The organism is Pseudomonas ovata (genome assembly GCF_003131185.1).
GTDB classification, from domain to species: Bacteria; Pseudomonadota; Gammaproteobacteria; order Pseudomonadales; family Pseudomonadaceae; genus Aquipseudomonas; species Aquipseudomonas ovata.
This window is the reverse complement of record NZ_QFFU01000001.1, coordinates 245,269-264,661: the sequence shown is the minus strand read 5'-3', so window position 1 is coordinate 264,661 and position 19,393 is coordinate 245,269. Positions and strand designations below refer to the sequence as shown.

Sequence of the window (19,393 nt, the reverse complement as noted above, 5' to 3'; positions counted from 1 at the left end):
GCTTGAACCAGGTGACCGCCCGGCATCTTTTTTCCGGCATTTGCCGGCTGCGACAGCCCGCCCTCTGGACTCCCTTCGGTATTGCTCTTATCTTCGCGGCCTGAAAAACAGGAGTACCGCGCTTTGAAAAAATCAGTCGCCATCGTCTTCGGCGGGCAATCGAGCGAGCACGAAGTGTCGCTGCAGTCGGCACGCAACGTCATCAATGCCATCGACCGTGCCCGCTACGAGTTGACCCTGATCGGTGTCGACAAGCTGGGGCGCTGGCTGCGCTTCGATGAACGCGATTATCTGCTCAATGCCAGCGACCCTGCGCGCATCAGCCTGAGCGGCTCGGGACGTCAACTGGCGTTGTTGCCGGGCAGTACCGGCGGGCAGTTCATCGAAGTCGAGTCCGGCCAGACCCTGCCGCGCATCGAAGTGGTCTTTCCATTGATCCATGGTGCCTTCGGGGAAGACGGCGCCTTGCAGGGCCTGCTGCGCTTGCTGGCCATTCCTTTTGTGGGCCCGGATGTACTGGGTTCTGCCGCCTGCATGGACAAGGACGTGACCAAGCGCCTGTTGCGCGATGCCGGTATCGCCGTGGCGCCGTTCGTGGTGCTCGAGCGCGGCCAGACCCTGGACTTTGACCAGGCGGCGGCACAATTGGGCGTGCCGATGTTCGTCAAGCCCGCCAGCCAGGGGTCTTCGGTCGGGGTCAGCAAGGTCGCCGACCTGGCCGGCTGGCAGGCCGCGCTGGCGCTGGCGTTCGAATACGATCACAAAGTGTTGATCGAGCAGGGCATGGTCGGCCGTGAGGTGGAATGCGCGGTGCTGGGCAATCGCCAGCCGCAGGCCAGTGTGTGTGGCGAGGTGATCGCCAACGACGATTTCTATGCCTACGACACCAAGTACCTCAACGATGGCCAGGCACGCACCGTGATCCCGGCCGAACTGTCGCCCGAGCGTGCCTTGCAGGTGCGCGAGGTGGCCTTGCAGGCCTATCGGGTGCTGGGCTGTGCAGGCCTGTCACGGGTGGATTTCTTTGTCAGCGAGCAGTCGATCGTCATCAACGAGATCAACACCATTCCCGGTTTCACCTCCATCAGCATGTACCCCAAGCTCTGGCAGGCCGACGGCCTGACCTACGCCGGGCTGATCGACCGCTTGATCGAACTGGCCCTGGAGCGCGGTGAAGAAGCCCTGCTGCTGAAACGAGAAGTCACGCTGTGAAGGTGATCGACATCGCCGCCGCCTTGTTGGTGGGTGCAGACGACAAGACATTGCTGGTGCGCAAGCGCGGTACGCGGGCCTTCATGCAACCGGGCGGCAAGATCGAAGCCGGTGAGCCTGCCGTGCAGGCGCTGGCGCGGGAGCTGGAAGAGGAGCTGGGTTTGCGCATTGATCCGGCCCAGGCAGTGTTTATGGGCGAGTTCAAGGCGCCGGCAGCCAACGAGCCGGGCTTTGAGGTGCGCTGCCAGCTGTTCCGCGTCGCCTGTCATGACCCGGTGCAGCCGGCCGCCGAGATTGAAGAGGCGGTCTGGGTCGACGCCCGGGCCTGCAGGGCACTGGAGTTGGCGCCGTTGACCGGCGATGTGATCCTGCCGGCCTACTGGCAGAGCCTGCCTAGCGCACCGCGCTGACCCCGTCCAGGGTGGCAAAGGAGGTGTCCTTGGCGGTCAGCAGAAAATCACGCATGTACGGCGCATCGAGCATATCGGTGCGCACGGCCGCGTGCAGGGTCGCAAACAGGCCTTTTTCGCCCAGGCGCTTGCCTTTCACGTACCCGCGCGAGCTGTATTCGTGCAAGGCCCAGTGCGGCAGGCCACACACACCGCGACCGCTGGCCACCAGTTGCATCATCATCACCGTCAGCTCGGAGGTGCGCACCTGCGCCGGCTCTACATCGGCCGGTTCCAGGAAGCGGGTAAACACGTCCAGGCGATCTCGTTCCACCGGGTAGGTGATCAGCGTTTCGGTCAGCAGGTCTTCCGGCACGATGTAGGGCCGGCTGGCCAGCGCATGCTGGTTGGCCACCGCCAGCATGGCCTCGTAGGTGAACAGCGGCACGTAGGTGATCCCCGGCAGGTCCAGCGGGTCTGAAGTCACCACCAGGTCGAGGTCGCCACGGGCCAGGGCCGGCAGCGGCGCGAAGGAAAACCCCGAGGACAGGTCCAGTTCGACTTCCGGCCAGGCATCGCGGAACTGGTCGATGGTTGGCATCAACCACTGAAAACAACTGTGGCACTCGATTGCCATGTGCAGGCGTCCGGCCGTGCCGCCGGCCAGGCGCGCCATGTCACGCTCGGCACTGCGCAACTGCGGCAGCAGCGAGTCGGCCAGTTGCAGCAGGCGCAGGCCGGCACTGGTGAAGCGTACCGGCTTGGTCTTGCGCACGAACAGCGTCATGCCCAGGCGTTCTTCCAGTTCCTTGAACTGATGCGACAGCGCCGACTGGGTCAGATGCAGCCGCTCGGCAGCCTCCACCAGGCTGTCGGCCTCGCGCAAGGCATGCAAAGTCTTGAGATGACGTATTTCCAGCACGGCAAAGGCTCCATGAGCAGAACTTGTGATTTATCCAATGCAGGTGAGTCTGTCTCATGTTCGAGTGGCTGTCGACTTCTACGCAGAACCGAAGTGCACCTCACGCCTGCTTGCTGCTGCCTTACCGCCGATCCCGATTCATCAAAACGTCACGAAAGTGTGGCAGCGCGAACGGCAAAACATCATCAGACTGGGCGCCAACTGGGGATCTGTTTTTTGGTGTTTCTGCAATGCGTGTCTTTCTCTTTCTGGCTGCACTTTTATGCGGCCTGCCGTCTTTCGCTGCCGAAAAATGCGCTGTCGATGTGCCCGTGCAGACGGCTGCACTCGATGACGTACGGATTGCCTATCAGGCCGTAGGCGACGCCTCGGACCCTGCCTTGCTGCTGGTCATGGGCCTGGGTGGGCAATTGATCCACTGGCCCGATGAGGTGGTGGTTGCGCTGTGCAGGCAGGGCTTCCAGGTGATTCGCTATGACAATCGCGATGTCGGCCTGTCCAGCTGGGTACAGCCAGTGGCCGAGGTCAACCTGACGTTCGAAGTGCTGCGCTTCAAGCTTGGCCTGCCGGTGTCGGCGCCGTACTCGCTCAGCGACATGGCCGATGATGCGCTGGGGCTGATGGATCATCTCGGTATTCGCCGTTTTCATGTCCTGGGCGCGAGCATGGGCGGCATGATTGCCCAGCACCTGGCCGACCAGGCGCCCCAGCGGGTCGAGAGTCTGACCCTGATCATGAGCAGTTCCGGCGCCGAAGGGTTGCCGATGCCCAATGCCGCCTTGCTGCAATTGCTCGCCCGGCGCGGTGCGCCCAACCGTGAGCAGGCCCTGGAGCAGCAGGCTGACCTGTTGGCCGCGTTGGGCAGCCCGCGGGTCGAGGATGACCGGCAAGCCTTGTTGCAGCAGGCGGCGATTGCCTATGACCGGGCGTTCAACCCTGAAGGCGTCAAGCGCCAGATCACCGCGATCCTGGCCGAGTCCAGCCGCGTCGAACTGCTCAACCGCCTGCGCGTGCCGACGCTGGTGGTGCATGGCACCGCCGACCCCTTGCTGCCGGTGATGCATGGTGTGCACCTGGCCGCGCATATACGTGGCAGCCAGCTGCGGCTGATCCCGGGATTCGCCCACCGCTTTCAGGAGGCTTTCAAGGCGCCGTTGCTGGCGGCCGTACTGCCTTATCTGAAAGCCCACCATGACGATGAAAAACGGCAGATGGCGCAGTTGTAAAAACACCGGCAGGGAGACTGCCGCCCCATCAAGGGCAGCCATCACCTCGTAGGAGCGCGCTTGCCGGAATGCCGGACCACCGCGACCGGCTGCGTTAGCAGTCGTAAATTTGTGGCGTTTCATAAATCCCGGATGGGATAGCAGTCGTAAATTTGTGGCGTTTCATCAATTTTGTGGCCGCTTCGCGCCCGGTCGCGGGCAAGACGGATGGCCGCCCCGCGCTCCTACTGCCCTGATTGCAGCCCGTATTTCTTGACCTTGTCGAACAGCGTGGTCTTGGCCATGCCCAGTTCCTGGCTGGCCTGGCTGAGGTTGCCGCCACTGCGCTGCAAGGCTTCGTTGAGCAGGTTTCTTTCAAAGGCTTCCACGGCCTCGGCAAAGCTCAGTGCGGGGCTTTCCACGCCACCGGTGACACCCTTGAAGGCTGGCAGGCCCAGGGCGTAGCGCTCGGCGACATTGCGCAGTTCGCGCACATTGCCCGGCCAGTCATGGCTGTTGAGGCTGGCCAGGGTCTGGCGGTCGATGCTGCGCGGCTCGCGGTCGAAGCGCAGCGCCGACAACTGCAGGAAGTGCTCGAACAGTTGCAGGATGTCTTCACGGCGTTCGCGCAGCGGCGGCAGTTCCAGGGTTACCACATTGAGCCGGTAATACAGGTCGCTGCGAAACTGCCCGGCCTTGCTCTCGGCATTCAGGTCCGACTTGGTGGCGGCGATCACCCGGCAATCGACCTCGACGTGCTGATTGGAGCCCAGTCGTTCCAGGGTGCGCTCCTGCAACACACGCAGCAGTTTGATCTGCAAGGGGATGGGCATGCTTTCGACTTCGTCGAGAAACAGCGTGCCCTTGTGCGCATGCTCGATCTTGCCGATCCGGCGTTTGCCGGCGCCGGTAAAGGCATTGGCTTCATGGCCGAAGATTTCCGACTCGAACAGGCTTTCGGCCAGGCCACCACAGTTCAGCGCCACGAACGGGTGGGTGCTGCGCCGGCTGAAGTCATGCAGGCAACGAGCGACCAGTTCCTTGCCGGTGCCGGTTTCGCCTTCGATCAGGACGTTGGCCGAAGTGTCGGCCACGTTGGCAATCAGCTCGCGCAGGTTCTGCATGGCCGGGGAGCGGCCGATGATCTTGCCTTCCAGGCTGTCACGCTCGGCCAGTTGCCGGCGCAAGGCCCAGACCTCGCGAGCCAGGCCGCGTTGCTCCAGGGCCCGGCGGGTCACGTCCACCAGCTTCTCGGGCGAGAAGGGCTTTTCCATGAAGTCGTAGGCGCCGTCGCGCATGGCGTTGACCGCCATGGAAATATCACCGTGGCCGGTGATCAGCACCACCGGCAGGCTGGCATCACGGGCCTTGAGGCGGCTGAGCAGCTCCAGGCCGTCGATGCCCGGCAGGCGGATATCGCTGATGACAATGCCGGCGAACTGCTCGCCCACCCGCTTGAGCGCTTCTTCGGCACTGCCCACGCCTTCGCTGACGATGTCTTCCAGCGCCAGCGCCTGCTGGCAGCCGAGCAAAACGTGGGGGTCGTCTTCGACGATCAGGACCGTCAGGTCATGGTTGATGTTCATGGCGTTGGCCTCATGCAGGCGTGTCCGTACCGGGTGGGTGAGCGCCGACCAGCGGCAGGCTGAGCACAAAGACCGTGCCTGTCCCTTCGGGCTGCTCGGCGCTCAGGCTGCCACCGGCGGCGGCTGCGAGGCTGGCCGACAGAGTCAGCCCCAGCCCCAGGCCCTGTTCGCCCGGCTTGGTGGTGAAGAAAGGTTCGAACAGGTGCTTGCGCGCCTGGTCGTCGAGACCGTGGCCATTGTCGCGCACCCGCAGTTGGTAGCGGTCTTCGCTGTAGTCGCCCACCAGCCACAGCTCCGGCAGCGGTTGCGCCTGCATGGCGTCCAGGGCGTTGCCGATCAGGTTGACCAGGATCTGCTCCAGGCGCGTCTGGTCGATGCCCAGCAAGGTGTCGGTGTACTCATGGTGCAAGGTCAGCGCGCTGCTTTCGACGCGCCCGGCCAGCAATTGCAACGCGGCCTCGACGGCCTTGCCCAGTTGTGCCTGGCCACGGTCGTCGCCGCGCCTGGCGAACGCGCGCAGGCTGGCGGTGATACGGCCCATGCGATCGACCAGGTCATTGATGGTGCGCAGGTTGGTGGTGGCAATGTCCAGCGAGCCACGTTCGATAAACCGAACGGTATTGCCCGACAGCGTGCGCAGCGCTGCCAGCGGCTGGTTCAGCTCATGCGCGATGCTGGTCGACATCTGGCCGATGGCTGCCAGCTTGCCGGCCTGCACCAGTTCGTCCTGGGCCTTGCGCAGGGTTTCTTCGGCCTGGCGCCGCTCGCGAATCTGCGCCTTGAGCCGTTCGTTGCTGGCGCGCAGGTGTTCGGTGCGCTCGGCGATCTTGCGTTCCAGTTCGTCGTTGGCCGCCTGCAAGGCCTCGCGGGCGGCCAGCCGGGTCGAGATCACCTTGCGCCGCTCGTTCCAGGCAATCAGCAGGAAAGTCACCAGCGCACAGACCACGGCCACCAGCATGCCCTGATTGGCCGCTTCACGGCGCAGGTCTTCCAGCGGGGTCAGCAGGGTCAGGTGCCAGGGCGTGTCGTTCAGGGGCCGGGTCTGCGCCAGGTAACTGACCTGGGTGTGCTCCTGATCGACGCTGGCATTGGCCGGGAAGGTCAGTTCCTCGGCGCCCTCGGTCAGGCTCTGGCGCTCGAGCGGTACCAGCTCATTGAGCGGCCACCAGTAGTATTGCAGGCTGCGCGCCAGACGTTCCTTGATGGTCGGGGTCAGCGGACGTACCGATTTCAGCCGCCGGGCCGGGTCGCTGGACAAAATGATGATGCCATTCTCGTCGCTGACAAAGGCTTCCAGGCGCGCGCGTTGCCAGCGCGCCTCCAGGGTGTCCAGGCGCACCTTGACCACGGCTACGCCGATGATCCGGCCTTTTTCTTCCAGGCCATGGGCCAGGTAATAGCCCGACTCGCCCGTGGTGGTGCCGATGCCGTAGAAGCGGCCGGGGGTGCCGCGCACGGCGTCCTGGAAATAGGCGCGGAATGAAAGGTCCTCGCCCTGGTAACTGTCGGTATCGCGCCAGTTGCTGGTGGCCATGACCCGGCCGGTGGTGTCCAGCACATAGATGACCCGGCTCAGGCTGCGCCGGTTGAGGCCTTCCAGATAGCGATTGACCTGCTGCTGGAGTTCGGGATTCGGGCTGTTGAGCAGTTGCCCGACGCTGTCTTCCAGCTCCAGGATGCTCGGCAGGTAGGTGTATTTGCTGATTTCGCTTTCGACGGTGCGGGCGTGCAGCTCAAGCTGGCGTGCGCCGCTCTCGCTCAAGTCGCGAATGCCGTAGTGTTCGCTGATGCGATAGGCACCAAAGCCCAGCGCGATCACCAGGATCAGGAGCAGGGGAGGCAGGAACAGGTGGCGGATCAGGCGAGGTTTCACGGCAAGTGATGGCGGTGCGGCGCGAGACAGGGTGGGGTCGCATTTCATCACAGTCTTTCCGGAGCGAACAGCTGCCCGTGCGCTGGCACGGGCAGCCGGTCGACTTAGTGCTGCAGGATCTTGGCGAGGAACTGCTGGGCGCGTTCGGAGCGCGCCGTGACGTCGTCGAAGAACTCTTCCTTGGCGCAGTCTTCGATGATCTGCCCCTTGTCCATGAAGATGACGCGGTTGGCCACTTTGCGTGCAAAGCCCATTTCGTGGGTCACGCACATCATGGTCATGCCTTCATGGGCCAGTTGCACCATGACGTCGAGCACTTCGTTGACCATCTCCGGGTCCAGTGCCGAGGTCGGTTCGTCGAACAGCATGACGATCGGGTCCATGGCCAGGGCGCGGGCGATGGCCACGCGTTGCTGCTGACCGCCGGAAAGCTGGCCGGGATGCTTGTTGGCATGTGCCGACAGGCCGACACGTTCCAGCAGTTGCAGGCCCTTTTCGGTGGCTTCGGCCTTGCTGCGGCCCAGCACCTTGATCTGGGCGATGGTCAGGTTCTCGACGATCGACAGGTGCGGGAACAGCTCGAAGTGCTGGAACACCATGCCCACGCGCGAACGCAGCTTGGGCAGGTTGGTCTTGGGGTCGGAGATCGAGGTGCCGTCGACGACGATGTCGCCTTTCTGGAACGGCTCCAGGGCGTTGACGCACTTGATCAGTGTCGACTTGCCCGAGCCGGACGGACCGCAGACCACGACCACTTCGCCCTTGCTGACCTCGGTGGTGCAATCGGTCAGTACCTGGAAGTCCCCATACCACTTGTTGACGTTTTTAATGGAAATCATACGGCGAACCTTTTTTGCAGGTGCTTCACCAGGCGCGAGGCGGCAAAGCTGATCGTGAAGTACACAAGACCGGCGAAGATCAGGAATTCATTGGAACGGCCAATGATGTCGCCGCTGGCACGCGAGGCATTGAGGAAGTCGACCAGGCCCACGGTGTAGACCAGCGAAGTGTCCTGGAACAGGATGATGCTTTGCTGCAACAGCAGGGGCGTCATCTTGCGAAAGGCCTGGGGCAGGATGATCAGGCGCATCATCTGACCGTAAGTCATGCCCAGTGCCTTGGCAGCGCCCATCTGGCCCTTGGAAATCGACTGCACACCGGCACGGACGATTTCACAGAAGTACGCCGCCTCGAACATCATGAACGCCACGACGCAGGAGGTGAACGCCCCGATCGGCGTGTCTTCGCCAGTGATCCAGCGCAGCACGAACGGCACCGCCAGGTAGAACCAGGTGATCACCAGCAGCAGCGGGATGGAGCGGAAGTAGTTGACGTAGGCACCGGCGATGTTGGCCAGCAGCTTGCTCGGCGACAGGCGCATCAGCGCCAGCAATGTGCCTAGCACGATACCGCCGACCACGCCCATGACCATCAGCTTCAGGGTCATGACCATGCCGTTCCACAGCCCCGGCAGGGCAGGGATGATTCCAGTAAAGTCGAAGTCCATCATTTACCCCCTACGGAGATCAGGCCGGGCACCGCCACCTTCTTCTCGATGACACGCATGAGCAGCATCAGGCCCATGTTCAGGGTGAAGTAGATCAGTGTTGCCAGGGTAAAAGCCTCGAACAGGTTCGCCGAGAACTCGGCTGTCTGCTTGGTCTGCGCCAGCAGCTCCATCAGGCCGATCAGGGACGCCACCGAGGAGTTCTTGAACACGTTCAGAAATTCCGAGGTCAGCGGCGGAATGATGATTCGGTAGGCTTGTGGCAGCAGCACGTTCCAGTAGATCTGCGACAGGCTGAAACCCATGGCGCGGGCCGCCGATTCCTGGCCGCGTGGCAAGGCTTCGATACCGGTACGCACTTGCTCGCAGACTCGCGCCGCGGTGAACAGGCCCAGGCATACCACCACGCTGAGAAACGCCGAGGTGGTCGGGTTCAGGTCCTGCTTGTACCATTCCTGCAGGCCTTCGGGCAGCAGGTCGGGCACCAGGAAGTACCAGAGGAACAATTGCACCAGCAGCGGCACGTTACGGAAGATTTCCACGTAGGCGGTGGCGATGCCCGACACCACACGGTTGGGCACCGTGCGCATGATGCCCAGCAGCGAGCCCAGCACCAGTGCCACCAGCCAGGCCACCAGGGCGATGGCGATGGTCCAGCCCAGCCCGGAAATGTACCAGTCCAGGTAGGTCTCGTCGCCGACACCGGTGGACTTGAAGAACACAGTCCAGTCCCAGTTGTAATTCATCAGGGTCTACCCCTCTTGTTCGGTATCGATCGAAATGCACGCCTGCGCATGGCTCGAATCCTTTCAGGCTTGCGTCTACGTCAAACCCGCCAGGGGCTCCGCCCGGGCGTTGGATCGTTTGCCAGACGCTTTACGAAAAGTGACATCGCCACTTTTCGTAAAGCATCTGTTGCGTGTGGGTCAAATGCGCCCGGGGCACCGTGCAGGCACCCCGGGCAGACCGTTGCGGATCAGCCCTGCTTGGCTTCAGCCGGCTTGTCGGTCGGTTCTGCGATCAGCTTTTTCAGCTCGTCGCTCATCGGGAAGTTCAGGTTCAGGTCTTTAGGCGGGATCGGCGACTGGAACCACTTGTTGTAGATCTTGTTGATCTCGCCGGACTTGTACACCGCGACGATGGCGTCATCGACGGCTTTCTTGAAGGACTCATCGCCCTTGCGCACCATGCAGCCGTAGATTTCATAGGACTGTGGTGTGCCGGTCACGACCCAGTCGGCAGGCTTCTTGGCCTTGGCCATTTCACCGGCCAGCAGGGCGTCGTCCATCATGAACGCAACGGCACGACCCGATTCGAGCATCTGGAAGGACTCGCCGTGGTCCTTGGCCGAGATGATGTTCATGCCCATCTGCTTGTCGGCGTTCATGGCCTTCAGGATGCGCTCGGAGGTGGTGCCGGCGGTGGTCACCACGTTCTTGCCCTTGAGGTCTTCAAAGTCCTTGTAGGCTGGCTGGCCATCCTTGACCTTGGTCAGCAGGCGCGTACCGATCTCGAAGATACCCACCGAGAAATCGACCTGTTGGCCGCGTTCGGCGTTGTTGGTGGTCGAGCCGCACTCCAGGTCCACGGTGCCATTCTGCACCAGCGGGATACGGGTCTGGGAGGTGACCAGGTTGTAGCGAGCGGTCAGGCCCGGCGCGTCCAGTTGCTTCTTGAGCGCCTCGACGACGGCCACCTGGATGTCATGGGAATAGCCGACCGGCTTGCCGGAAGCGTCAGCAATGTACGAGAACGGAATCGACGCGTCACGGTGGCCGAGGGTAATGGTGCCGGAGTCCTTGATTTTCTTCAGTGTGCCGGTCAGTTCGGCAGCGAAGGCCGGAGTGCTGATCAGAGCGGCAGCGATGGCTGCGCCTAACAACTTGGGAACGATACGCATCGGTGAATCCTCGACTTCATTTTTATTCGGGTGGCCAATCTGTTGTCAGCCCACAAGTGACGAATGCTTCAACGGCGCCTTTGCCAGACACACGCCTTGGGTGTTGAAGCGGTCGGTCATGAGTGTAGAGCATGACTCGTGCCACATCGGTCGTTATGGTTATGTTGTTGATTTAAAAGGGATTAAATTATTATTTCAGCGTCGGGACGCGGACCTGGCGTCCGGTAAGCCGAATCTGGAGCGCACAGGCGTTCGGAAATCCGAATGCTTCAGCCTGCGCGTGAAGGGGCCAAGGGCGTGAGGAGGTCCACAGGGGGGTCAGGCTTTTGCAAGCGCCGGGCGCGGGCGCATGACGTTTTCGATTACACCCTGTGCGCGTGCGCTGCGATCCCGCAGCCAGGCCTGCAATGCCTCCTGTTGCTCAGTGCTGGTAAACAGCCCCAGCTTGGTCCGCCGCCAGAGAATGTCCTGGGCTTGTACGGCCCATTCGTGCTCGCACAGGTACTCGACTTCTCGCGCATAAAGGCCGGCGCCGAAATGCATGCCAAGATCTGCCAGGCTCTGGGCGCCATCGAGCAATTGCCAGCTACGTGTGCCGTAGGTGCGCACCCAGCGGCCGGCCACCTGGGCAGGCAGCCAGTTGTAGCGGGCGATCAGTTCGTGGGCCTCTACAGTGCTTTCGCCACCAGGTAACGGCGCAAGGGCCGTCCAGGCCGGTTTCATGGCTGGAAACTGCACGGCCAGCAAGTCCATCGCGGACTCGGCCAGTTTGCGATAGGTCGTCAGCTTGCCGCCGAACACCGAGAGAATCGGCGCCTCATCACGTTCGCCATTGAGTGACAACGTGTAGTCGCGGGTGATGGCCGAAGGGTTGTCAGACTCGTCATTGCACAGCGGACGCACGCCCGAATAGGTGTGCAGGATGTCGTCAGGCGTCAGTTGCCGGTTGAAGTGGTCATTGGCCACCTTGAGGATGTAGTCCCGCTCGCGTTCCGTGATCTTCACGTCAGCGCGGTCGCCCTGGTACTCCTGATCGGTGGTGCCGACCAGGGTGAACTGTTCCAGGTAGGGAATGGTAAAGACGATGCGTTTGTCTTCGTTCTGCAGGATAAAGGCGTTATCGCCTTCGTAGAGTTTCGGCACGATCAAATGGCTGCCCTGGATCAGGCGAATGCCGTAGGGCGAAGTCTGCTTGAAGTCATCGCGCAGCAAGGTGGCCACCCATGGCCCTGCGGCATTGACCAGTGCCCTGGTGCGAACCGAGAACACCTGGCCGTTGGGACCTTGCAGGTCGACTTGCCACAGACCTTCGATCCGCCTGGCATTCAGGCACCGCGTACGGGTATGGATATGCGCGCCGTTGTCCCGGGCCGCCATGGCGTTGAGCACGACCAGCCGGGCGTCATCGACCCAGCAGTCCGAGTATTCGAAACCTTCGGTGATGGCCGGCTTGAGCGGGCTGCCTGCACCGAAGCGGACCCGGCGCGAGGCTGGCAGTTTTTCGCGTTTGCCCAGATGATCGTAAAGAAACATTCCGGCGCGGATCATCCATGCCGGTCGCAGGTGAGGACGGTGAGGCAGCACAAAGCGCATCGGTTTGACGATGTGCGGCGCCTTGGCCAGCAACACTTCACGCTCGGCCAGCGCTTCGCGCACCAGGCGGAACTCGTAATGCTCCAGATAGCGCAAGCCGCCGTGGATCAGCTTGCTGCTGGCCGAGGAGGTATGGCTGGCCAGGTCGTCCTGCTCGCACAGCAACACCGACAAGCCACGGCCACTGGCGTCGGCGGCAATCCCGGTGCCGTTGATGCCACCACCGATGACTACCAGATCGTAGATGCCGGATGAAACCGGTGCATGCGTCGTCGACATCGAAGAATCCCCTGCTCAAGCCCGCAGCGTGCCATGAATGTTCATATGAACATTAAATGTTCACTTTCGAAAATAATAGACCACAGTCTGATGGAAAACCAATGACGGTTGTATGAACCGCCAGACGGGGCAGATCAATGGCGGCTGTCATGTGTTGTATGCATGAAGTGTGAACGGCGGGCAGGTCTCTGTTCAGGCGATTTCGAGGCGGATTTTCTTCTGGGCCAGCAAGTGTTGCAGCGCAGGCAAAGGCACCTGGTCGGTGACCAGGCAGTCGATCAGGCTGATCGGTCCCAGGCGAACCATGGCATTGCGTCCGAACTTGCTGGAGTCAGCCGCGAGGATGACCTGGCGTGCGTTGCTGATGATGGCCTGTGAGGCACGCACTTCCTGGTAGTCGAAATCGAGCAGGCTGCCGTCTTCGTCGATGCCGCTGATGCCGACCAGGGCAAAGTCGACCTTGAACTGGCTGATGAAGTCCACACAGGCCTGGCCCACCACGCCCCCGTCGCGGCGTACGTTGCCGCCGGCCAGCAGTACGTCGAAGTCGTCCCTGGTACTGAGCGTTGACGCCACATGCAGGTTGTTGGTGATGATCTTCAGGTTGCTGTGCCCCAGCAAGGCATGCGCGATGGCCTCCGTGGTGGTGCCGATATTGATGAACAGCGAGGCGTTGTCCGGTACCTGTGCGGCGACCATGGCGGCGATACGCTGCTTTTCTTCGCGCATCTGGTCGGCGCGCATCGTGTAGGCGGTGTTCTCGACACTTGAATCATGGGCGGCGCCACCGTGATAGCGGCGCAGCAGGTTCATCTGTGCCAGCTGATTGATGTCGCGGCGGATCGTCTGGGGCGTTACGTCAAACCAGATGGCCATTTCCTCGATGCTGACATAGCCGCGTTCACGGACCCGCTCCAGGAGCTGTTTCTGACGAGGTGGCAGGTTCATGGGGTTCCTTGGGACGCCTGTGATAAATGGCGTCCATCATGACCTAGCCCTGCCTCGCCTGTCATGCCACGGTTCAGGGCACCTCGTCGTGGGGTGCCCAGTCGCGGGTACGTTCTACGGCCTTTTGCCAGCCGGCGTAGTGATGTTCCCTTTGCGCCGTGTCCAGGTGTGGCTCGAACACCCGCTCGATACCGCTCTTGTCGCGCAACTCGTCCAGGCTGCTCCAGAAACCGGTGGCCAGGCCGGCCAGGAATGCAGCGCCCAGCGCGGTGGTTTCACGCATGTGTGGGCGTTCGACGCGTGTGCCGAGAATGTCAGCCTGGAACTGCATGAGAAAATTGTTGGCCACAGCACCGCCGTCGACTCGCAGTGAGGTCAGGCGATGGCCGGCATCCTTTTGCATGGCGTCGAGCACGTCGCGGGTCTGGAAGGCGATCGATTCCAGGGTCGCGCGGATGATGTGATCGATCTTCACGCCGCGGGTCAGGCCGAACAGCGCGCCCCTGGCATACGGGTCCCAATAGGGGGCGCCCAGGCCGGTGAAGGCGGGGACCAGATACACCCCGTTGCTGTCCTTCACCTTGCTGGCGAAGTACTCGGTGTCCAGTGCGTCATTGACCACTTTCAGTTCGTCGCGCAGCCACTGCACCGTGGCGCCACCATTGAACACCGCGCCCTCCAGGGCATAGGCCACCTCGCCCCGGGGGCCGCAGGCGAGGGTGGTCAGCAGGCCGTGGACTGACTGGACAGGCTGGCTGCCGGTGTTCATCAGCAAAAAACAGCCGGTGCCGTAGGTGTTCTTGGCCTGGCCCGGTTCGACGCACATCTGGCCGAACAGCGCCGCCTGCTGGTCGCCGGCGATACCGGCAATCGGGATACCGCTTTCGCTGTGGCCATACACTTCGCTGGAGCTTCTGACCTCGGGCAGCATCTGGCGCGGAATGTCCAGCACCTCAAGCATGCGCGCGTCCCACTGCAGGTCATGAATATTGAACAGCAGGGTGCGCGAGGCATTGGTGTAGTCGGTGACATGCACACGGCCTGCGGTGAGTTTCCAGATCAGCCAGGTGTCGACGGTGCCGAACAGCAGTTCGCCCTTTTGTGCGCGCTCGCGGCTGCCTGGCACATTGTCCAGGATCCACTTGAGCTTGGTACCGGAAAAGTAAGGGTCGATGACCAGCCCGGTGGTCTGCCGGATGTAATCTTCCAGGCCTTGCTGCTTGAGTTGCTGGCAGATGGGCGTACTGCGCCGGCATTGCCAGACGATGGCGTTGTGAATGGGGCGGCCGCTGCTCTTTTCCCAGACCAGCGTCGTTTCGCGCTGGTTGGTGATCCCGATCGCGGCAATCTGGTCGTGGTGCAGGTTGGCCTGGGCCAGGGCCTGGGTCATGCAGGCACTCTGGGTGGCAAAGATTTCCATGGGGTCATGTTCGACCCAGCCGGCTTGCGGGTAATGCTGGGTGAATTCGCTCTGGGCGGTACTGATCACATTGGCATCACGGTCGAAAACGATGGCGCGTGAGCTGGTCGTGCCCTGGTCCAGGGCAAGGATGTAGTGCTTGTCGTGTACGTCGGTCATGTCGAGGGGCCTGGAGGTCGGATGTCAGGAACAGGACTGGGTGTTGCTGCCCGGTTTTTCACGGCCTGCCGGTGCGTGGCCGCCGGGCAGGTGACGGGCAATGAGCAGACGATACCCGGCAGCGCCCAGGCAGGCACCGAGAATCGGTGCGAGCAGCGGTACCAGGAAGTACGGCAGGTCACGTCCGCCGCTGAAGACGCCATTGCCCCAGCCAGCCAGAAACGTCATCAGGCGCGGCCCGAAATCACGTGCCGGGTTCATGGCAAAGCCGGTCAGCGGTCCCATGGCGCTGCCGATCACTGCAATCAGTACGCCGATCAGCAGGGGGGCCAGGGCTCCGCGTGGCAGGCCATTGCGGTCGTCGATCAGGGCCATGATCACGCCCATCAATACGGCGGTGATGATCACCTCGACCATGAACGCCTGTTCAACCGAGATCGAGGCATGCGGGTAGGTGGCAAATATCGCCGCCAGTTCCAGGCTCTCAGGGCTGCCGCGCAGCATCAGGCGAGCCTGTTCGAAGTCGACGATCAGACCGTGATACAGCAGATAGACCAGGCTGGCGCCGCACAGTGCGCCGCCCGTTTGGGCCACGATGTAAAAAGGCAGTTTCCGGCGCTCGAAGCCGGCAAACAGGCAAAGGGCAATGCTGACGGCGGGGTTCAGGTGCGCGCCCGAAATGCCGGCGCTCAGGTAGATGGCCAGGCTTACGGCCATGCCCCAGATCAGGCTGATTTCCCACAGCCCGAGGCTGGCGCCTCCCACCTTGAGTGCGGCCACGCAACCGGTGCCGAAGAAGATCATCAGGGCCGTGCCGAGAAATTCGGCCGTGCATTGGCCGGTGAGGGTGGGCGTGTCGAGCGGGAGTTTCATGCAAACCTCGTTTTATTGTTATGGCCTCTTTGTTGAAGAGGCAAAAGGCTGGATACCGCCTATGTCCGGGCGTGTTCGAAAACGAGCACTTGCTGCTCGAACCTGAACCATAGTCCGTGTCAGGCCGGGCCGCGCTTCATGGCGGTCTACTTTTGATGTGGGAAATTTCTGGTTACAGAGTGGCAGCAGCGGCCCGGTTTTTCGCTTAAAGTGGCGACCGCCCTGTCCGCCATGGAGTGCCCGCATGACACCTGCCCTGGATCTGTTGAAGAAAAACCGTATCGAGCATCGCGTCCACAGCTACGAACATGACCCCAAGGCGGCCTCCTATGGTCTTGAAGCCGTCGAGAAGCTGGGGCTGGAAGCGGCGCGGGTGTTCAAGACCTTGCTGGCCAGCAGCGAGAAGGGCGAGTTGCTGGTCGCGGTGGTGCCGGTGACCGGCACGCTGGACCTCAAGGCCCTGGCTCAGGCAGCCGGGGTGAAAAAGGCCGAGATGGCCGATCCTGCCGCGGCGCAACGCAGCACCGGGTATCTGTTGGGTGGCATCAGTCCGCTAGGTCAGAAGAAGCGTTTGCGCACTTTTATCGACCAGAGCGCCGAGCCGTTCGCAACGATTTTCGTCAGTGCCGGACGGCGCGGGCTGGAAGTGGAGTTGCCTGCCGCTGCGCTGGCGCAACAGACCGCCGCCCGCTTTGCCGCGATTGGCCGCGGCTAGCCGGGCAGGGTCTTACCGCTTGGCACTGTGGGTCGCCACGCTGCCGGCCGTGGCGAAGGCCACCAGGTGTTCGGCCTCCACGCGAATACCGACTTCATCGCCGGGCATACGATCGATGTGGCTGGGGAACAAGGCTTCAAGCGGGCTGCCGGTGGCCAGTTGCAGGCTGTAAAGGGTGGAGGCGCCCTGGAAGGTGCGGCCGGTCACTCGCGCCTTGAGCGGACTGCCTGGGGCATGGACGATGTCATCCGGGCGTAGCAGGACATCCACCGCACTGCCTGGCGCGCCGGGGTAGGCACGATTGCCGCGCAGTACCCCCAGTTCGGTGCTGATTGATTCATGGTCGAGCAACTGGCCGCGAATGAAATAACCCTGTCCTATGAAGCTGGCGACATAAGGCGTCAGGGGTTCGTGATAGAGGCTGTAGGGCGTATCCCACTGCTCCAGCCGTCCTTCCTTGAACACACCGATGTGGTCACTGACAGCAAAGGCTTCTTCCTGGTCATGAGTGACCAGGATCGCGCTGGTGCCACGGGCCTTGAGAATGCTGCGCACCTCATGGCTCAGGCGTTTGCGCAGCTCCACATCCAGGTTGGAAAACGGCTCGTCGAGCAGCAGCAGTTGGGGTTCAGGTGCCAGGGCGCGGGCCAGGGCCACGCGCTGCTGCTGGCCACCGGACAGTTCATGCGGGTAGCGTTTGCCCAGGCCGGACAGGTTGACCAGCTCCAGCAGTTCATCGACCACCGTGGCCTGGCGCGGGTGACGGCGAATACCAAAGCCGATGTTCTGCGCCACGGTCAGGTGCGGGAACAGTGCATAGTCCTGAAAAACCATGCCGATTCGGCGCTTTTCCGGTGCCAGGGTAAAGCCCGGGCGCGAGATCACTTCGCCGCCCAGGCGGATCTCGCCGGCGTGCACCGGTTCGAAGCCTGCAATGGCGCGCAAGGTGGTGGTCTTGCCGCACCCCGAGGAGCCCAGCAGGCAACCGATGTCGCCCACGTTCAGGTGCAGGTGCAGATCCTGCACCACGCGCTGGTTCTGATAGCCACACGCGAGGTTGTGCAGCTTCAGCAATAACGGCTGGCTCATGCTGGCACGGACGGCGCGACCAGAAATTCCAGCAGGGCCTTCTGCGCGTGCAAGCGGTTTTCCGCCTGGTCCCAGGCCACGGCGCGCGGGTCGTCGAGCACGTCTTCACTGATTTCTTCGCCGCGGTGAGCCGGCAGGCAATGCATGAACAGGACGTCATCGGCCGCCAGGTCGAGCAGTTCGCGGTTGACCTGGTAAGGCGCGAACAGGGCCATGCGCCGTGCGGTTTCGTCTTCCTGGCCCATGGACGTCCAGACGTCGGTGCTGACCAGATGGGCGCCGGCCACGGCTGCCTTGGGGTCGCGCGTGACGATGACCCGGTCGCCGGCCAGTGCCAGGAACTCAGGGTTGGGCTCGTAGCCGGAAGGGCAGGCAACGCGCAACTGGAAATCGAACTGGATGGCGGCTTCTATATAGCTGTTGCACATGTTGTTGCCGTCACCGACCCAGGCCACGGTCTTGCCCTTGATCGAGCCACGGTGCTCAAGAAAGGTCTGCATGTCGGCCAGCAACTGGCAGGGATGCAGGTCGTCCGACAGGCCGTTGATGACGGGCACCCTGGAATTGGCAGCAAACTCGACCAGGTTGCTGTGGGCGTAGGTGCGGATCATGACCGCATCGAGCATGCGTGACATGACCTTGGCACTGTCGGCAATGGGTTCGCCGCGACCCAGTTGCGTATCGCGATGGGACAGGAAAATGGCCTGGCCACCCAGCTGGATCATGCCGGCCTCGAAAGAAAGACGGGTACGTGTCGAGGACTTCTCGAAAATCATGCCCAGCACACGGTTTTTCAAGGGTTCGAAAAGCACGCCGCGATTTCGCAGGTCTTTGAGCTCTACGCCACGACGGATCAGGCCCAGCAGTTCGTCCGGGGTGTAATCCATCATCGAGAGAAAGTGCCTGGCGCTCATCATTGATTACCTTTTTTGCAACAGACCGCAGGTGCCGGGACCGGTTTTATATCGAGAAAACAGTCATGACCTGCAGCGAAAGCCGATTGAACGACGAATTAGGGAAGGCGCGATGGTATAAAAAAATGTCGCAGCAACACAACGGCGCCGTTGATTTATAAGGGGTTTGGCTTGTTTCAAATGATGCCTGGGCCGGGCCTGGACCAAAAGCCCGACAGGCCTGTGTCTCCGGCCCGGCCCGATCGGACAAGGCGTTGAACAACTTCACCTGGGTCGAAGGCAGCATTTGTACACTGCGCCCCGATTGTTTTGCAATATTTGCAACAACGCTGCAGTGCCCGCCGGCCGCGGCCGACAGCGTTGGGCATGGCGGATGCGATGTGTATCACGCGGCGGCGAAGTCGTTTGTATCTTTAGTATCAACCCTGAGTTATAAAGCATACAGATCTACAGGAGGTTTTTCGGCATGAACTCAAAAGAGCGCCAATTGACGGAGCTTCTAGGACTTACTGCCCGCACCCTCACGCATTTGACGGCCTCGATGACCTCCATGTCTTTTGAGTTGCTGCGCAGTGAGGATGAGGTCACCCGGGCTTCGGGGCGCAGGATGATCGATCGCATGGCAACCATCAGTGCGGGCCTGGACGAGCACTGGCGTCTGATCGGCGAGTTGACCGGTGTGCCGGTGGCTCAGGAGCAGATCGAAACCGTGACCGAGATCCAGATGAAGCGCAAGGTCACGCCTATCGGTACGATTTCCGACATCAGTTGACCCGATGTGCATCACGGTTGCTCGCCGTGGGCATCGG

Annotated in this window: 18 protein-coding genes; 5 read left to right on the top strand and 13 right to left on the bottom strand. The window is 62.1% G+C overall.

Annotation, left to right across the window (positions count from 1 at the left end):
- The first annotated feature begins 123 nt into the window (after positions 1 to 123).
- Together ddlA and DGA31_RS01195 are read left to right on the top strand one after the other, a co-directional pair.
- The gene (gene ddlA, locus DGA31_RS01200) at positions 124 to 1,212 is read left to right on the top strand and encodes a D-alanine--D-alanine ligase (RefSeq protein ID WP_109511277.1); all 1,089 of its coding nucleotides are present in this window, start codon (positions 124 to 126) and stop codon (positions 1,210 to 1,212) included.
- Positions 1,209 to 1,622 carry an NUDIX hydrolase gene (locus DGA31_RS01195; RefSeq protein ID WP_109511276.1) on the top strand — a complete coding sequence of 138 codons (414 nt, stop codon included), beginning with the start codon at positions 1,209 to 1,211 and terminating at the stop codon, positions 1,620 to 1,622. Before ddlA ends, DGA31_RS01195 begins: the two co-directional genes overlap by 4 nt.
- Here the strand turns inward: DGA31_RS01195 and metR are convergent.
- Positions 1,606 to 2,523, bottom strand: coding sequence for a transcriptional regulator MetR (metR, locus tag DGA31_RS01190; protein WP_056834640.1), 918 nt, complete (start codon positions 2,521 to 2,523; stop codon positions 1,606 to 1,608). The two genes, DGA31_RS01195 and metR, sit on opposite strands and share 17 nt — an antisense overlap.
- 230 nt (positions 2,524 to 2,753) lie before the next feature.
- On the opposite strand from metR, the gene DGA31_RS01185 reads away from it, so the two are divergent.
- Positions 2,754 to 3,749, top strand: coding sequence for an alpha/beta fold hydrolase (locus DGA31_RS01185; protein ID WP_056834642.1), 996 nt, complete (start codon positions 2,754 to 2,756; stop codon positions 3,747 to 3,749).
- Positions 3,750 to 3,973: 224 nt separating this feature from the next.
- Here DGA31_RS01185 and aauR read toward each other — a convergent pair whose 3' ends face one another.
- From aauR to DGA31_RS01135, 10 genes are all read right to left on the bottom strand, one after another.
- On the bottom strand, positions 3,974 to 5,314 hold the full coding sequence (gene aauR / locus DGA31_RS01180) for a two-component response regulator AauR (RefSeq protein ID WP_109511275.1): 1,341 nt from the start codon (positions 5,312 to 5,314) through the stop codon (positions 3,974 to 3,976).
- Positions 5,315 to 5,324: 10 nt separating this feature from the next.
- Positions 5,325 to 7,235, bottom strand: a complete 1,911-nt coding sequence (gene aauS / locus DGA31_RS01175; RefSeq protein WP_109511274.1) for a two-component sensor histidine kinase AauS — start codon at positions 7,233 to 7,235, stop codon at positions 5,325 to 5,327.
- 56 nt (positions 7,236 to 7,291) lie between these two features.
- Positions 7,292 to 8,026: an amino acid ABC transporter ATP-binding protein gene (locus DGA31_RS01170; protein ID WP_056834648.1), complete on the bottom strand. Its 735-nt coding sequence runs from the start codon at positions 8,024 to 8,026 to the stop codon at positions 7,292 to 7,294.
- Complete coding sequence (locus DGA31_RS01165; RefSeq protein WP_109511496.1) at positions 8,023 to 8,694, bottom strand: amino acid ABC transporter permease; 672 nt, start codon at positions 8,692 to 8,694, stop codon at positions 8,023 to 8,025. Before DGA31_RS01165 ends, DGA31_RS01170 begins: the two co-directional genes overlap by 4 nt.
- Positions 8,694 to 9,440 carry an amino acid ABC transporter permease gene (locus DGA31_RS01160; RefSeq protein ID WP_056834650.1) on the bottom strand — a complete coding sequence of 249 codons (747 nt, stop codon included), beginning with the start codon at positions 9,438 to 9,440 and terminating at the stop codon, positions 8,694 to 8,696. Before DGA31_RS01160 ends, DGA31_RS01165 begins: the two co-directional genes overlap by 1 nt.
- Positions 9,441 to 9,670: 230 nt before the next feature.
- A complete protein-coding gene (locus DGA31_RS01155; protein ID WP_056834652.1) occupies positions 9,671 to 10,594 on the bottom strand; it encodes a glutamate/aspartate ABC transporter substrate-binding protein in 924 nt (307 codons plus the stop codon).
- Positions 10,595 to 10,912: 318 nt separating this feature from the next.
- Entirely contained in the window at positions 10,913 to 12,466 is a 1,554-nt protein-coding gene (gene glpD / locus DGA31_RS01150) for a glycerol-3-phosphate dehydrogenase (protein ID WP_109511273.1), read from the bottom strand.
- Positions 12,467 to 12,658: 192 nt separating this feature from the next.
- Positions 12,659 to 13,414: a DeoR/GlpR family transcriptional regulator gene (locus DGA31_RS01145; protein ID WP_109511272.1), complete on the bottom strand. Its 756-nt coding sequence runs from the start codon at positions 13,412 to 13,414 to the stop codon at positions 12,659 to 12,661.
- Between the two features lie 73 nt (positions 13,415 to 13,487).
- Complete coding sequence (gene glpK / locus DGA31_RS01140) at positions 13,488 to 14,993, bottom strand: glycerol kinase GlpK (RefSeq protein ID WP_056834656.1); 1,506 nt, start codon at positions 14,991 to 14,993, stop codon at positions 13,488 to 13,490.
- Positions 14,994 to 15,017: 24 nt separating this feature from the next.
- Positions 15,018 to 15,866, bottom strand: coding sequence for an MIP/aquaporin family protein (locus DGA31_RS01135; RefSeq protein WP_109511271.1), 849 nt, complete (start codon positions 15,864 to 15,866; stop codon positions 15,018 to 15,020).
- A 244-nt stretch (positions 15,867 to 16,110) separates the two neighbouring features.
- Between DGA31_RS01135 and ybaK the strand changes: the two genes are divergently transcribed.
- Positions 16,111 to 16,581, top strand: coding sequence for a Cys-tRNA(Pro) deacylase (ybaK, locus tag DGA31_RS01130; RefSeq protein ID WP_109511270.1), 471 nt, complete (start codon positions 16,111 to 16,113; stop codon positions 16,579 to 16,581).
- Between the two features lie 12 nt (positions 16,582 to 16,593).
- On the opposite strand, the gene DGA31_RS01125 is transcribed toward ybaK, so the two are convergent.
- A complete protein-coding gene (locus tag DGA31_RS01125; RefSeq protein ID WP_109511269.1) occupies positions 16,594 to 17,670 on the bottom strand; it encodes an ABC transporter ATP-binding protein in 1,077 nt (358 codons plus the stop codon).
- The gene (gene argF / locus DGA31_RS01120; protein WP_082481254.1) at positions 17,667 to 18,584 is read right to left on the bottom strand and encodes an ornithine carbamoyltransferase; all 918 of its coding nucleotides are present in this window, start codon (positions 18,582 to 18,584) and stop codon (positions 17,667 to 17,669) included. Before argF ends, DGA31_RS01125 begins: the two co-directional genes overlap by 4 nt.
- 466 nt (positions 18,585 to 19,050) lie before the next feature.
- On the opposite strand from argF, the gene DGA31_RS01115 reads away from it, so the two are divergent.
- Positions 19,051 to 19,356: a type 1 glutamine amidotransferase family protein gene (locus DGA31_RS01115; protein ID WP_056834668.1), complete on the top strand. Its 306-nt coding sequence runs from the start codon at positions 19,051 to 19,053 to the stop codon at positions 19,354 to 19,356.
- The last annotated feature ends 37 nt before the right edge of the window (positions 19,357 to 19,393 follow it).